The sequence below is a fragment of the Kitasatospora sp. NPDC051914 genome, from assembly GCF_040680995.1.
Classification (GTDB): Bacteria; Actinomycetota; Actinomycetes; order Streptomycetales; family Streptomycetaceae; genus Kitasatospora.
On the sequence record NZ_JBFAXX010000032.1, the window covers coordinates 29,141 to 43,474 of the forward strand.

A 14,334-nucleotide genomic window follows, 5' to 3' on the forward strand; every position below is an offset into this window, starting at 1 on the left:
GTCCCACGAGGGGCGCGGGTGCCCCTGAACGCAACTCCTGGAATGCCGAAGGCCCCCGGGCTCCCGGGGGCCTTCGGCGTGTGCGGGGTCAGCCGCGGGTGTCCTCGAAGGCGCGGTGCGAGGCGTCGGCCTGGGCCAGCCGGCGCATCGCGCCGATCAGGGCGTCGCCGAGGACGGTGCCCAGCACCGCCCCCTCCACCTTGCTGTCCAGCCCCTCGCGCCGGCCGATCAGCGCCAGCTCGGCGGTGGAGAGCCGGGCGGCGGCGACCGCGTAGTCGTCGAAGACGTCGAGCAGGTCGTCCTGTCCGAGGTCGCGGAGGGTCACCACCAGCTGGGCGAGCGCCTGCCGGGCCGGGTTGCCGGGCTTGACCTGCCAGCCGTGCCGCTCGACCAGCCCGTCGACCAGCTTCTCCGCACTCTCCCAGGCGTCGGGGTCGGTGGCGGCCACGGCGGGCGTGACGGCGGCCTGGGCGATGCCGAGCACCTGGTGCAGGCTGTTGCCGGGTTCGTCGATGGCCTGCAGGACGTCCCGGGTGGCGGCCACCGAGAGCTTGCCGACCTCGACCATCGCGCGGACGAGCTTCAGCCGGTGCACATGGGCCTCGCCGTACTGCGCCTGGTTGGGGCTGGTCAGCTCGCCGCCGGGCAGCAGGCCCTCCCGCAGGTAGTACTTGATGGTCGGGACCGGCACCCCGGTCCGACGGCTCAGCTCTCCGATGCGCATGGCGTCCCGTCTGTTGGAGGTCGGGGAGGTCCGCCGGGCGGATGCGGACCAATATGGATAGCATACGTCTCCACTATCGATGGCGGGCCGCGGCGGCGGGCACCGGCGCCGGACCGCCCGCCGGCCCGTATACCGTGGTGGGCGTGCAGGTACTCCAGAACGCCCCGCTCGCCCCGCTGACCACCCTCCGGCTCGGCGGCCCCGCCCGCCGGCTCGTCACCGCCACCACCGACGAGGAGGTCGTGGCGGCCGTCCGCGAGGCCGATGCGGCCGGCGAGCCGCTGCTGGTCCTGGGCGGCGGCTCCAACCTGGTGATCGGCGACGCCGGCTTCGACGGCACCGTCCTGCGGATCGCCACCCGCGGCTTCGCGCTGGACGGCACCCGCCTGGAGCTGGCCGCCGGCGAGGTCTGGGCCGACGCGGTCGCCCGCACCGTCGAGGAGGGCCTGGCCGGCATCGAGTTCCTGGCCGGCATCCCCGGCTCGGCCGGCGCCACCCCGGTGCAGAACGTCGGCGCGTACGGCCAGGAGGTCGCCGAGACCGTCACCGAGGTCGTCGCCTACGACCGGCGGGCGGGGGAGACGGTCACCCTGGCCAACGCCGAGTGCGACTTCTCCTACCGGCACAGCCGCTTCAAGGCCGACCCGCACCGCTACGTCGTGCTGCGGGTGCGCTTCGCGCTGGAGGACGCCGCCGGACAGTCCTCGCCGGTCAAGTACGCCGAGGTCGCCCGGACGCTGGGCGTGGAGGCGGGGGAGCGGGTCGACCTCGCCACTGCCGCCGACACCGTGCTGAAGCTGCGGGCAGGCAAGGGCATGGTGCTGGACCCGGAGGACCACGACACCTGGTCGGCCGGCTCCTTCTTCACCAACCCGGTGCTCACCGCCGAGCAGTACGCGGCCTTCGCCGCCCGGCTCGACGGCCTGACCGCCCCCGCCTTCCCCGCCCCGGAGGGCTGCACCAAGACCTCCGCGGCCTGGCTGATCGACAAGGCCGGCTTCACCAAGGGCTACGGCACCGGCCCGGCCACCCTCTCCACCAAGCACACCCTGGCGCTGACCAACCGGGGCTCGGCCACCACCGAGGACCTGCTGGCGCTAGCGCGCGAGGTCCGCGACGGCGTGCGCGCCGCCTTCGGCGTGGAGCTGGTGAACGAGCCGGTGATGGTCGGCGTCGCCCTCTAGCCCGGCCGGGCCCGCCGGGCCGTCCAGCCAGGCGTCGATCTCGGCCAGCAGCTCCTTGCGCACCGACTCGGGTGCGAGCGAGCCGCGCACCGACTGCCGTGCCAGCTCGGCGAGTTCGGCGTCGGTGAAGCCGTGCACCGTCCGGACGAGGCCGTACTGGGCGGCCAGCCGGGAGCCGAAGAGCAGCGGGTCGTCCGCGCCCAGGGCCATCGGCACCCCGGCGTCGAAGAGGGTCCGCAGCGGCACGTCCTCGGCGCGCTCGTAGACGCCGAGCGAGACGTTGGAGGAGGGGCACACCTCGCAGGTGACGCCCTTCGCGGCGAGGCGCTCCAGCAGCCGCGCGTCCTCGGCGGAGCGCACACCGTGCCCGATCCGGCCGGCGCCCAGGTCGTCCAGGCAGTCCCGGACGGACTCCGGGCCGGACAGCTCGCCGCCGTGCGGGGCCGCCAGCAGCCCGCCCTTGCGGGCGATCTCGAAGGCGCGGTCGAAGTCGCGGGCGAGGCCGCGCCGCTCGTCGTTGGAGAGGCCGAAGCCCACCACGCCCCGGTCGGTGTAGCGCACGGCGAGCCGGGCCAGGGTGCGCGCGTCCATCGGGGACTTCATCCGGTTGGCGGCGACCACCACCCGCATCCCCACCCCGGTGGCTTCGGAGGCCTCCCGCACCGCGTCGAGGATCAGCTCCAGCGCGGGGATCAGCCCGCCCAGCCGGGGCGCGTACGAGGTGGGGTCGACCTGGATCTCCAGCCAGCGGGAGCCGTCCTGCTTCTCGTCCTCGGCGGTCTCGCGGACCAGGCGCCGGATGTCGGACTCGTCGCGCAGCACCGACCGGGCGGTGTCGTAGAGGCGCTGGAAGCGGAACCAGCCGCGCTCGTCGGTCGCCCGCAGCCTGGGGGGCTCGCCCGAGCTCAGTGCCTCCGGCAGCCGTACGCCGTGCTTGTCCGCCAGCTCCAGCAGTGTGGCCGGACGCATCGACCCGGTGAAGTGCAGGTGGAGGTGGGCCTTGGGCAGGGCGGCGACGTCGCGCGGGACGGAAAGGCGATCCATCCACCGATCCTGCCGTATTCCGGAAGCAAACGGGAACCGCCCCCTGAACATCCCTCGAAAGAATGAGTTTCAACGAGGTGTCAGGGGGCGGCCCGCGGGGCGGGGGGAGCGTCAGTCGCGCGCCTCGGCCAGCAGCTGCTGGATGCGGGTCACGCCCTCGACCAGGTCCTTGTCGCCGAGCGCGTACGACAGCCGCAGGTAGCCGGGGGTGCCGAAGGCCTCACCGGGGACGACCGCGACCTCGGCCTCGTCCAGGATCAGCGCGGCGAGCTCGGAGGAGCTGGCCGGGCGCTTCCCGCGGATCTCCTTGCCGAGCAGGGCCTTGACCGAGGGGTACACGTAGAACGCGCCCTCGGGCTCCGGGCAGAGCACGCCGTCGATCTCGTTGAGCATCTTCACGATGGTGCGGCGGCGGCGGTCGAAGGCGGTCTTCATCTCGTCGACGGCCGACAGGTCGCCGGCGACGGCGGCCAGCGCGGCCACCTGCGCCACGTTGGAGACGTTGGAGGTGGCGTGCGACTGCAGGTTGGTGGCGGCCTTCACGACGTCCTGCGGGCCGATCAGCCAGCCCACCCGCCAGCCGGTCATCGCGTAGGTCTTGGCGACGCCGTTGACCACGATGCACTTGTCGCGCAGCTCGGGCAGCAGCGCCGGCAGCGAGGTGAACTCGGCGCCGCCGTAGACCAGGTGCTCGTAGATCTCGTCGGTGAGCACCCACAGGCCGTGCTCCAGCGCCCAGCGGCCGATCGCCTCGGCCTCCTCGCGCGTGTACACCGCGCCGGTCGGGTTGGACGGCGAGACGAACAGCACCACCTTGGTGTTCTCGGTGCGGGCGGCCTCCAGCTGCTCGACCGAGGCCTTGTAGCCGGTGGTCTCGTCGGTGACGACCTCGACCGGCACGCCGCCCGCGAGCTGGATCGACTCCGGGTAGGTGGTCCAGTACGGGGCCGGGACGATGACCTCGTCGCCCGGGTCGAGGATCGCGGCGAAGGCCTCGTAGATGGCCTGCTTGCCGCCGTTGGTCACGAGCACCTGGGAGGCGTCCACCCGGTACCCGGAGTCGCGCAGCGTCTTGGCGGCGATCGCGGCCTTGAGCTCGGGCAGGCCGCCGGCCGGCGTGTAGCGGTGGTTCTTCGGGTCCTGGCAGGCGGCGACGGCGGCGTCGACGATGTAGCCCGGGGTCGGGAAGTCGGGCTCGCCCGCGCCGAAGCCGATGACGGGGCGGCCGGCCGCCTTGAGGGCCTTGGCCTTGGCGTCCACGGCGAGGGTGGCGGACTCCGCGATGGCGCCGATCCGGGCGGACACCCGGCGGTCGGCGGGACGGATGCTGGCGGGGGTGGAAGCGCTCATGCCTGCATCGTCGCAGAGTGGGCACCGGCCGGGCAGTGCGGTTCCAGCATGCGTACCGGCCGTCCCACGATGTGTCCGGGCAGGTCGCCGGGCGCGTCGTGGCAGGCCCCCGACGGGGCCGTCGCCGAAAGAGGTTCGACCAAACGCTCAAGAACCCGTACACTCGACCACCGATGGCCCCCGCGGTACCGCCCGGAGATGCGTACACCACGCAGAGTTCCGGATGCGGTAGGTTGGGGGTCAACTCCGGGGCCGCGAGGCACCGTAGGGCACTAGCTCAATTGGTAGAGCACCGGTCTCCAAAACCGGCGGTTGGGGGTTCGAGTCCCTCGTGCCCTGCTGCTTGATTCGTACCGAGCCCGTTCGCTCCACAGAGCGAGCGGGCTTGATGCGGAGAGGGCCCCGCCAGCAATGCACTTCGCCGGACCGGCGCGCCCCGTGCGGGCACGCCCCTCGGCAGGACCCGGATTCAGGTGAGGACGAGTGACGGAGACCACGGGCTCCACCGCGACGCCTGAGAGCGGCAACCCCGAGGGTGCCGACGGCGCTGCCGCCACGCCTGACGAGGCGCTCTCCCGCCGCGACCGCAAGCGCGCCCGCAAGGCGCAGGGCGGCGGAAAGTCGGGCAAGCGGGCCAAGAAGGGCCTGTTCGCCCGCATGGCCGTTTTCTACCGGCAGATCATCGCCGAGCTCCGCAAGGTCGTCTGGCCGAGCCGCGGCGAGCTGATCCAGTACACCACCGTCGTCGTCGTTTTCGTCGTCGCGATCATGCTCGTGGTCTACGGCCTGGACACCGCGTTCGCCAAGCTCAGCCTGTGGATCTTCGGCTGATCCTGCGCGGCTGACCGGCGGGATTCCTCCTCCGCAGTCGCCCCTGGGCGCACGCCCGGGCGAACTGCCCGGACACCCTCCGACCCGACCGCCTTCGCCCGGCACCGGCGCCCCGCTTCCCTCAGGGACGGGAGACCGGGCCGGGCTTTCGGCGCCGACGGGGCGGGCCAGCTACCGTTGACTCGGTACTGTTGAGGTATCCGTTACACATCCCAGGAAAGAAGCAGCGCCCGTGTCTGAGTCCCCCCTGTACGACGCCGACGAGACCGTCCGCGACGCGGATGTCGCGGCCGAGGCCGCCGACGCCGAGGCTGCGGAGCAGATCCTCGACGCCGCGGACGCCGACGAGGACGAGGTCGAGGCTGCGGACGAGGCGGAGGCGGGCGTGCCGGCCGAGGCCGCCGCGCTGCACGAGGTCTCCGAGACCGAGGCCGCCGCCGAGGAGGCGTTCACCGCCGAGGCGGAGGAGAGCGACCCGGTCGCCGAGTTCCGCGAGAAGCTCCGCATCGCGCCGGGCGAGTGGTACGTCATCCACACCTACGCCGGGTACGAGAACCGCGTGAAGCAGAACCTGGAGCAGCGCTCCGTTTCGCTGAACGTCGAGGACCGCATCTTCGAGTCGGCCGTGCCGCAGGAAGAGGTCGTCCAGATCAAGAACGGCGACCGCAAGACCATCCGTCAGAACAAGCTCCCCGGCTACGTCCTGGTCCGCATGGAGCTGGACGCCGAGTCCTGGGGCGTCGTCCGCAACACCCCCGGCGTCACCGGCTTCGTCGGCAACGCCTACGACCCGTACCCGCTGACGCTGGACGAGGTCGTCAAGATGCTCGCGCCGGACGTCGAGCGCGCCGCGGCCAAGGAGGCCGGCAAGGCCTCGCCGGTCCGCCCGGTCGAGGTCCAGGTGCTCGACTTCGAGGTCGGCGACTCGGTCACCGTCACCGACGGTCCGTTCGCCACCCTGCAGGCGACCATCAACGAGATCAACCCCGACTCGAAGAAGGTCAAGGGCCTGGTCGAAATCTTCGGCCGCGAGACCCCGGTCGAGCTGTCGTTCGACCAGATCCAGAAGAACTGACGCAGAACTTCGGATTCGGGGCGGGGCGCAGGCCCCGCCCCGAATCCGTTTTGGTCCAGGACCGCATCAGCGGTTAGCCTGGTCCGATGTGTGTGCTGGCGGCCGGGTGTCGCCCCGACTGAGGCCCACACCGAAATCACCTCTCGGAAGGACCCGGAGAGACATGCCTCCCAAGAAGAAGAAGGTCACGGGGCTTATCAAGCTCCAGATCAACGCCGGTGCGGCCAACCCGGCCCCGCCGGTCGGCCCCGCGCTGGGTCAGCACGGCGTCAACATCATGGAGTTCTGCAAGGCCTACAACGCTGCGACCGAGTCGCAGCGCGGCATGATCGTGCCGGTGGAGATCACGGTCTACGAGGACCGCACCTTCACCTTCATCACGAAGACGCCGCCGGCCGCGCGCCTCATCCTGAAGGCCGCCGGCATCGACAAGGGCTCCAGCGAGCCGCACAAGACCAAGGTCGCCAAGCTCACCGGCGCCCAGGTCCGCGAGATCGCCACCGTGAAGCTCCCCGACCTGAACGCCAACGACCTGGACGCCGCGGCGAAGATCATCGCCGGCACCGCCCGGTCGATGGGCATCACCGTCGAGGGCTGATCAGCCCAGTCGTCCCCGTGGTAGGGCCGAGCGCGGCCCGCTCCCACCACGAACTCCTCCCTCCCTGCCCGCCACGTGCAGGAGGGGCCCGTCTTTCAGGAGAAGCAGTGAAGCGCAGCAAGGCCCTCAAGGCCGCGGACGCCAAGGTCGACCGCAGCCGCATCTACGCCCCGCTCGAGGCCCTCCGCCTCGCCCGGGAGACCTCCACCACCAAGTTCGACGCGACCGTCGAGGTTGCCATGCGCCTGGGTGTCGACCCGCGCAAGGCCGACCAGATGGTCCGCAGCACCGTCATCCTCCCGCACGGCACGGGTAAGACCGCTCGGGTCCTGGTCTTCGCGACCGGTGACCGTGCCGAGGCCGCGCGTGCTGCCGGCGCCGACATCGTCGGCTCCGACGAGCTGATCGACGAGGTCGCCAAGGGTCGCCTGGACTTCGACGCCGTCGTCGCCACCCCGGACCTCATGGGCAAGGTCGGCCGCCTCGGCCGCGTGCTCGGTCCCCGTGGTCTGATGCCGAACCCGAAGACCGGCACCGTCACCCCGGACGTCGCCAAGGCCGTCAACGACATCAAGGGCGGCAAGATCGAGTTCCGCGTCGACAAGCACTCGAACCTGCACCTGATCATCGGTAAGGCCTCCTTCACCGACGAGCAGCTGGTCGAGAACTACGGCGCCGCGCTCGAGGAGGTCCTCCGGGCCAAGCCGGCCGCCGCCAAGGGCCGCTACATCAAGAAGATCGCGTTCTCGACCACCATGGGCCCGGGCGTCCAGGTGGACCCGAACCGCACCCGCAACCTCCTCGTCGAGGAGGACCCGGCCGCCGTCTGAGCCACCGTGCTCCGACCGTAGCCGCGTCCTGGGCGCACCGCGCAGTCCGCAACCGACGGGCCCGCGCCCCCTTCACCGGGGGTGCGGGCCCGTCGGCCGTTCGGCCCCGTCCGGGGCCCCGCGCGGCCGCCCGGCCGGGGGGGGCCCGCCACGGCCGGGGCCCGGGCATGACAGGGTGAGGGGTCAGCGGGAGACGGCAGCGGGAGGCGGGCATGGCGGCAGGAACGGTGCGCCGGGCGGCGGCGGCCGCGGCGCTGGCCGTGCTGCTGACCGCCTGCGGGAGCGGTGCCGGGAGCCCGCCCGCGGCCTCGCCGAGCGCCTCCGCGGACCCGACCGCGCTCGCCACCCCGACCGACCGCTCCCCGCACGGCGTGCTGCTCGCCGCGCAGCTGGCGATGCACTCGGCCCGCCGGGCCCACTTCAGCGGCAACCTCGGCCAGGACACCGTCGCCGGGTTGCTGTTCTGGGCGCCCAAGACGGTGCTGCAGCTCAAGCGCCCGGGCACCACCGAGCAGCTGATCGTGCTGGACACCACCGCCTACCGGGGCGGCGACGCCGCCACCGCGAACCGGCTCGGCGGCCGGCACTGGGAGAAGTTCGCCGGCGTGCCGGGCGCGGACGGCCAGCGCCCGGTGCCGTACGCCGACACCGTCGACCGGCTCAACCCGGTGGTGGCGCTGACCGCGGCGGTCGCCGCCTCCTCGCCGGAGCAGGTCGGCGAGGAGGAGATCGACGGCACCGCGGTCGAGCACTACCGGGTGACCACCACGGTCGCCGACTACGCCGACGCCCAGGCCCAGCTCGCCCCGGCCCGGCGGCAGGCCCTGCGCGCCGCGCTCGGCGACGGCGGCGTGATCACCCTCGACCTCTGGCTGAACGACCGCGACCAGCTCGTCCAGCTGCACCGGGCCGGCTCGGGTGCGGCCAGCCGGGTGGACGACACCCTGCGGTTCGACGAGTTCGGCGGCCCGCTCTCGGTGCAGGCCCCGGCCGAGGCGGACACCGCGGACGCCGGCGGCCGGAGCCTGCCGCCGCTGTAGCGGCCGCCGCCCGCCTGCCGTTCCAAGGGTTCCTGCCCGGATTTGGCCGAAGTGCCGGGCGTCGAGTACGGTGGTGCCTGCCGAAGACCGCTGGTTGTTGTCCTGCGTCCGCAAGGAGGCCGGGCAGCCGAAGGATCTGCGATTCGTCGCAGACGGCCCGCGCAGGAGTGTTTGGAGCTTTGACTTCCGCCCGTCGTGATTCGTTGCGCCGGTCGTCGAGGTCGTTCGAGCCCCGTGCGCCTGCGCACTGGGGCTCTCATCGTTTCTGCGTGGGGCTTCCTTCCAGCCGGTGTGTCGAGGCGTTGAATGGTCGACTGCTCCAAGGTCGGCCCGACTTCGACATCACGGAAGGAGGCGTAAGCCTATGGCAAGGCCCGACAAGGCTGCTGCCGTCGCCGAGATCACGGACAAGTTCCGTGGCTCCTCCGCGGCGCTGCTGACCGAGTACCGCGGTCTCACGGTGAAGCAGGTCAAGACCCTGCGTCGCTCGCTGGGTGAGAACGCCGAGTACGCCGTGGTGAAGAACACGCTGACCAAGATTGCGGCCAACGAGGCCGGGATCTCCGAGCTGGACGACCTGTTCTCTGGTCCGACGGCTGTCGCCTTCGTCACCGGTGACCCGGTGGAGTCGGCGAAGGCTCTGCGTGACTTCGCCAAGGAGAACCCCGCTCTCATCATCAAGGGCGGTGTCCTTGACGGCAAGGCGCTGTCCGCCGATGAGATCAAGAAGCTCGCGGACCTCGAGTCCCGCGAGGTGCTGCTCGCCAAGCTGGCGGGTGCCCTGAAGGCCAAGCCCTCCCAGGCTGCCGCGGTCTTCCAGGCCCTGCCGTCGAAGCTCGTCCGCACCGTGGACGCGCTGCGCGACAAGGTCGAGCAGGGCGGTGCCGGTACGCCGGCTCCCGCCGAGGACGCGGCGGAGTAATTCCCCGCACCCTCTAGCGGGCCCGTACGCCCGCCAACCCGTACATCCGGCACCACCTGCCGATTTAGTGGAAGGACGCCAATCATGGCGAAGCTCACCCAGGACGAGCTGCTCGCGCAGTTCGAGGAGATGACCCTCATCGAGCTCTCCGAGTTCGTGAAGGCCTTCGAGGAGAAGTTCGACGTCACCGCTGCCGCCCCGGTCGCCGTCGCGGGCGTTGCCGCCACGGGCGCCCCGACCGAGGTCGTCGAGGAGCAGGACGAGTTCGACGTCATCCTCGACGGTGCCGGCGACAAGAAGATCCAGGTCATCAAGGAGGTGCGCGCCCTGACCTCCCTCGGCCTGAAGGAGGCCAAGGACCTCGTCGACACCGCCGGTGCCAAGGTTCTCGAGAAGGTCAACAAGGAGACCGCCGAGAAGGCCAAGGCCCAGCTCGAGGGCGCGGGCGCCAAGGTCACCGTCAAGTGACTTCCCGCCCCCCTCGAGGGGGCAGGAGGCCGGGCCGGCCACCCTTCACGGGTGGCCGGCCCGGCCTTTTCCGTACCCGGACGCCGTCCCGTACCCGGACGCCCGGCCCGCAGGGGCCGCGCCGGGCCCGCCGGGCTGTGCACTCGGCCACTGTCGGCGGTGGCCGGTAAGGTGATCGATGTCGTCACGGGCGGCTCCCACCACGGGTTCTGTAACGTTCCCGGGGGCGCTCGCGATGGGACGTACGAGGTCCGCACTCCGGTGGGGGCCTTGACGAACGGCAGCAGGCGCGCGATTCTCAAGGCGCGCGCCGCGCTCGGCCCGTCCGCCCCGGTTGGAGCGGCCCCGGATGCATATTCGGTGGTCCCAGCGGGAAGTGACTCCGAGTAGAGGTGCGGTGGCCCGGGGTTCCCGGGCCGTCGGTTGTACGAGGGCAGGGCACCCCCTGCGGCACGGCTCCCCGGCGGGGGCCGGGCGCGCACGGGATGCGACCGGAGGGAGCGTCCGATTCGGTCTCCGAATCAGGGCTTGTCAGCAGTGTCGCCTTTGGCTACACTGTCCCTTTGCGCTGCCTGTTAGCTGCTCCGTGACTCGTCGCCCGGAGTCTGCGCTGCCCTGAAGGGGGCTGGCACCGCCTTCGTAAACCGGCTCTGACCTGGGGATTCATCCTCCGGGTGGTGAAGGTTCCCGGGGGTGGGACTGGCCTCCGTCATGGCCCGGCCGGTACGCGCGTAGTGAGCTCCGAGCCCTCGGAAGGACCCCCCTCTTGGCCGCGCCGCGCAACGCCTCGAACAATTCCGCCGCATCCACCGCCCCGCTCCGCGTCTCCTTCGCGAAGATCAAGGAGCCCCTCGAGGTCCCGAACCTCCTGGCCCTGCAGACCGAGAGCTTCGACTGGCTGCTCGGCAACGCGGCCTGGAAGGCCCGGGTCGAGGCGGCCTTGGAGAGTGGTCAGGACGTCCCCACCAAGTCCGGTCTGGAGGAGATCTTCGAGGAGATCTCGCCGATCGAGGACTTCTCCGGGTCGATGTCGCTGACCTTCCGCGACCACCGTTTCGAGCCGCCGAAGAACTCCATTGACGAGTGCAAGGACCGCGACTTCACCTACGCGGCCCCGCTCTTCGTCACGGCCGAATTCACCAACAACGAGACCGGTGAGATCAAGTCCCAGACGGTCTTCATGGGCGACTTCCCGCTCATGACCCACAAGGGCACGTTCGTGATCAACGGCACCGAGCGTGTCGTCGTGTCGCAGCTGGTCCGTTCCCCCGGCGTCTACTTCGACTCCTCCCTGGACAAGGTGTCCGACAAGGACATCTACTCCGCCAAGGTCATCCCCTCCCGCGGTGCCTGGCTGGAGATGGAGATCGACAAGCGCGACATGGTCGGTGTCCGCATCGACCGCAAGCGCAAGCAGTCGGTCACCGTGCTGCTGAAGGCCCTCGGCTGGACCAACGAGATGATCCTCGAGGAGTTCGGCGAGTACGAGTCGATGCGCGCCACCCTGGAGAAGGACCACACCCAGGGCCAGGACGACGCACTCCTCGACATCTACCGCAAGCTGCGCCCGGGCGAGCCGCCGACGCGTGAGGCCGCCCAGACGCTGCTGGAGAACCTCTACTTCAACCCGAAGCGCTACGACCTCGCGAAGGTCGGCCGCTACAAGGTGAACCGCAAGCTGGGCAACGGCGAGTCCCTGGACTCCGGCGTGCTCACCGAGCCGGACATCATCAACACCATCAAGTACCTGGTGAAGCTGCACGCCGGCGAGACCGAGTGGCGCGACGACGAGGGCCGCGACATCGTCATCGAGGTCGACGACATCGACCACTTCGGCAACCGGCGCCTGCGCAACGTCGGCGAGCTCATCCAGAACCAGGTCCGTACGGGTCTCGCCCGCATGGAGCGCGTCGTGCGCGAGCGCATGACCACCCAGGACGTCGAGGCGATCACGCCGCAGACCCTGATCAACATCCGGCCGGTCGTCGCCTCCATCAAGGAGTTCTTCGGCACCAGCCAGCTGTCGCAGTTCATGGACCAGACGAACCCGCTGTCGGGCCTGACCCACAAGCGCCGTCTGTCCGCGCTCGGCCCCGGTGGTCTGTCCCGTGAGCGGGCCGGCTTCGAGGTCCGTGACGTGCACCCCTCGCACTACGGCCGCATGTGTCCGATCGAGACGCCGGAAGGCCCGAACATCGGTCTGATCGGCTCGCTCGCGTCGTACGGCCGGGTCAACGCGTTCGGCTTCATCGAGACGCCGTACCGCAAGGTCGTCGACGGTGTGGTCACCGAGCAGGTGGACTACCTCACCGCCGACGAGGAGGACCGTTACGTCATCGCGCAGGCCAACGCCCCGCTGACGAACGACCTGCACTTCGCGGAGCCCCGCGTCCTGGTCCGCCGCCGCGGCGGCGAGATCGACTACATCCCGGGCACCGAGATCGACTACATGGACGTCTCGCCGCGCCAGATGGTGTCGGTCGCGACCGCCATGATCCCCTTCCTCGAGCACGACGACGCCAACCGCGCGCTCATGGGCTCGAACATGATGCGCCAGGCGGTGCCGCTGCTGAAGAGCGAGGCCCCGCTGGTCGGCACCGGCATGGAGTACCGCTGCGCGGTCGACGCCGCCGACGTCATCACCGCCGAGAAGGCCGGTGTGGTGCAGGAGGTCTCGGCCGACTACGTCACCGTGGCCAACGACGACGGCACGTACACCACGTACCGCGCCGCCAAGTTCACCCGCTCGAACCAGGGCACCTCCTTCAACCAGAAGGTGCTCGTGGACGAGGGCGCCCGCGTCGAGGCCGGCCAGGTGCTGGCCGACGGCCCGTGCACCGACCAGGGCGAGATGGCGCTCGGCAAGAACCTCCTCGTGGCGTTCATGTCGTGGGAGGGCCACAACTACGAGGACGCGATCATCCTGTCGCAGCGCCTCGTGCAGGACGACGTCCTCTCCTCGATCCACATCGAGGAGCACGAGGTCGACGCCCGTGACACCAAGCTCGGCCCCGAGGAGATCACCCGGGACATCCCGAACGTCTCCGAGGAGGTCCTCGCCGACCTCGACGAGCGCGGCATCATCCGCATCGGCGCCGACGTCGTCACCGGCGACATCCTGGTCGGCAAGGTCACCCCGAAGGGCGAGACCGAGCTGACCCCGGAGGAGCGCCTGCTCCGCGCGATCTTCGGTGAGAAGGCGCGCGAGGTCCGCGACACCTCGCTGAAGGTGCCGCACGGCGAGTCCGGCAAGGTCATCGGCGTCCGCGTCTTCGACCGCGAGGAGGGCGACGAGCTTCCTCCGGGCGTGAACCAGCTGGTCCGCGTCTACGTGGCCCAGAAGCGCAAGATCACCAACGGTGACAAGCTCGCCGGCCGCCACGGCAACAAGGGTGTCATCTCCAAGATCCTCCCGGTCGAGGACATGCCGTTCCTCGAGGACGGCACCCCGGTCGACATCATCCTCAACCCGCTGGGTGTCCCGTCCCGAATGAACCCGGGACAGGTCCTGGAGATCCACCTCGGCTGGCTCGCCCAGCAGGGCTGGGACGTCTCCGGCCTCGCCGACGAGTGGGCCCAGCGCCTGCAGGAGATCGGCGCCGACCAGGTCGTCGGTGGCACCAACCTCGCCACCCCGGTCTTCGACGGCGCCCGCGAGGACGAGATCACCGGCCTGCTGGACAACACCACGCTCACCCGCGACGGCGAGCGCCTGGTGAACTCCACCGGCAAGGCCCGGCTGTTCGACGGCCGCTCCGGCGAGCCGTTCCCGATGCCGATCTCGGTCGGCTACATGTACATCCTGAAGCTGCACCACCTGGTCGACGACAAGCTGCACGCCCGCTCGACCGGTCCGTACTCGATGATCACCCAGCAGCCGCTCGGTGGTAAGGCGCAGTTCGGTGGCCAGCGCTTCGGTGAGATGGAGGTGTGGGCCCTGGAGGCGTACGGAGCCGCGTACGCCCTGCAGGAGCTGCTCACCATCAAGTCCGACGACGTCCTCGGCCGCGTGAAGGTCTACGAGGCCATCGTCAAGGGCGAGAACATCCCCGAGCCCGGCATCCCCGAGTCCTTCAAGGTCCTCATCAAGGAGATGCAGTCCCTCTGCCTCAACGTGGAGGTGCTGTCCTCGGACGGCCAGTCCATCGAGATGCGGGACTCCGACGAGGACGTCTTCCGTGCCGCCGAGGAGCTCGGCATTGACCTGTCCCGGCGCGAGCCGAGCAGCGTCGAAGAGGTCTGACGGAGGCCGGGCCGGCTGCCCCGCG

At 70.7% G+C, this 14,334-nt stretch carries 12 protein-coding genes and 1 tRNA gene; 10 read left to right on the top strand and 3 right to left on the bottom strand.

Annotated features, from left to right (window positions below; all coding sequences use genetic code 11):
• Window positions 1-88: 88 nt before the first annotated feature.
• Window positions 89-724, bottom strand: a complete 636-nt coding sequence (locus tag AB0M03_RS21495) for a MerR family transcriptional regulator (protein ID WP_363493227.1) — start codon at window positions 722-724, stop codon at window positions 89-91.
• A 143-nt stretch (window positions 725-867) separates the two neighbouring features.
• On the opposite strand from AB0M03_RS21495, the gene AB0M03_RS21500 reads away from it, so the two are divergent.
• Window positions 868-1,908: a UDP-N-acetylmuramate dehydrogenase gene (locus AB0M03_RS21500; protein ID WP_363493229.1), complete on the top strand. Its 1,041-nt coding sequence runs from the start codon at window positions 868-870 to the stop codon at window positions 1,906-1,908.
• On the opposite strand, the gene AB0M03_RS21505 is transcribed toward AB0M03_RS21500, so the two are convergent.
• The gene (locus AB0M03_RS21505) at window positions 1,822-2,952 is read right to left on the bottom strand and encodes an adenosine deaminase (protein WP_363493231.1); all 1,131 of its coding nucleotides are present in this window, start codon (window positions 2,950-2,952) and stop codon (window positions 1,822-1,824) included. The two genes, AB0M03_RS21500 and AB0M03_RS21505, sit on opposite strands and share 87 nt — an antisense overlap.
• A gap of 111 nt (window positions 2,953-3,063) precedes the next feature.
• The gene (locus tag AB0M03_RS21510; RefSeq protein ID WP_363493233.1) at window positions 3,064-4,302 is read right to left on the bottom strand and encodes a pyridoxal phosphate-dependent aminotransferase; all 1,239 of its coding nucleotides are present in this window, start codon (window positions 4,300-4,302) and stop codon (window positions 3,064-3,066) included.
• A 266-nt stretch (window positions 4,303-4,568) separates the two neighbouring features.
• Between AB0M03_RS21510 and AB0M03_RS21515 the strand changes: the two genes are divergently transcribed.
• The 9 genes from AB0M03_RS21515 (at window position 4,569) to rpoB (ending at window position 14,309) form a co-directional block, all read left to right on the top strand.
• A tRNA-Trp gene (locus AB0M03_RS21515) sits at window positions 4,569-4,641 on the top strand.
• A gap of 144 nt (window positions 4,642-4,785) precedes the next feature.
• Window positions 4,786-5,133: a preprotein translocase subunit SecE gene (gene secE / locus AB0M03_RS21520; protein WP_363493234.1), complete on the top strand. Its 348-nt coding sequence runs from the start codon at window positions 4,786-4,788 to the stop codon at window positions 5,131-5,133.
• 232 nt (window positions 5,134-5,365) lie between these two features.
• Window positions 5,366-6,208: a transcription termination/antitermination protein NusG gene (gene nusG, locus AB0M03_RS21525; RefSeq protein WP_363493236.1), complete on the top strand. Its 843-nt coding sequence runs from the start codon at window positions 5,366-5,368 to the stop codon at window positions 6,206-6,208.
• 163 nt (window positions 6,209-6,371) lie between these two features.
• Window positions 6,372-6,806 carry a 50S ribosomal protein L11 gene (gene rplK, locus AB0M03_RS21530; protein ID WP_363493238.1) on the top strand — a complete coding sequence of 145 codons (435 nt, stop codon included), beginning with the start codon at window positions 6,372-6,374 and terminating at the stop codon, window positions 6,804-6,806.
• Window positions 6,807-6,913: 107 nt separating this feature from the next.
• Window positions 6,914-7,636 (top strand): 50S ribosomal protein L1, encoded by a 723-nt coding sequence (gene rplA, locus AB0M03_RS21535; protein WP_363493240.1) that lies wholly within the window; start codon window positions 6,914-6,916, stop codon window positions 7,634-7,636.
• A 212-nt stretch (window positions 7,637-7,848) separates the two neighbouring features.
• Window positions 7,849-8,676 carry a hypothetical protein gene (locus AB0M03_RS21540; protein ID WP_363493241.1) on the top strand — a complete coding sequence of 276 codons (828 nt, stop codon included), beginning with the start codon at window positions 7,849-7,851 and terminating at the stop codon, window positions 8,674-8,676.
• 364 nt (window positions 8,677-9,040) lie between these two features.
• Window positions 9,041-9,598: a 50S ribosomal protein L10 gene (gene rplJ / locus AB0M03_RS21545; protein ID WP_363493243.1), complete on the top strand. Its 558-nt coding sequence runs from the start codon at window positions 9,041-9,043 to the stop codon at window positions 9,596-9,598.
• 84 nt (window positions 9,599-9,682) lie between these two features.
• A complete protein-coding gene (gene rplL, locus AB0M03_RS21550) occupies window positions 9,683-10,066 on the top strand; it encodes a 50S ribosomal protein L7/L12 (protein WP_363493244.1) in 384 nt (127 codons plus the stop codon).
• Window positions 10,067-10,832: 766 nt separating this feature from the next.
• Window positions 10,833-14,309 (top strand): DNA-directed RNA polymerase subunit beta, encoded by a 3,477-nt coding sequence (gene rpoB / locus AB0M03_RS21555; protein WP_363493246.1) that lies wholly within the window; start codon window positions 10,833-10,835, stop codon window positions 14,307-14,309.
• The last annotated feature ends 25 nt before the right edge of the window (window positions 14,310-14,334 follow it).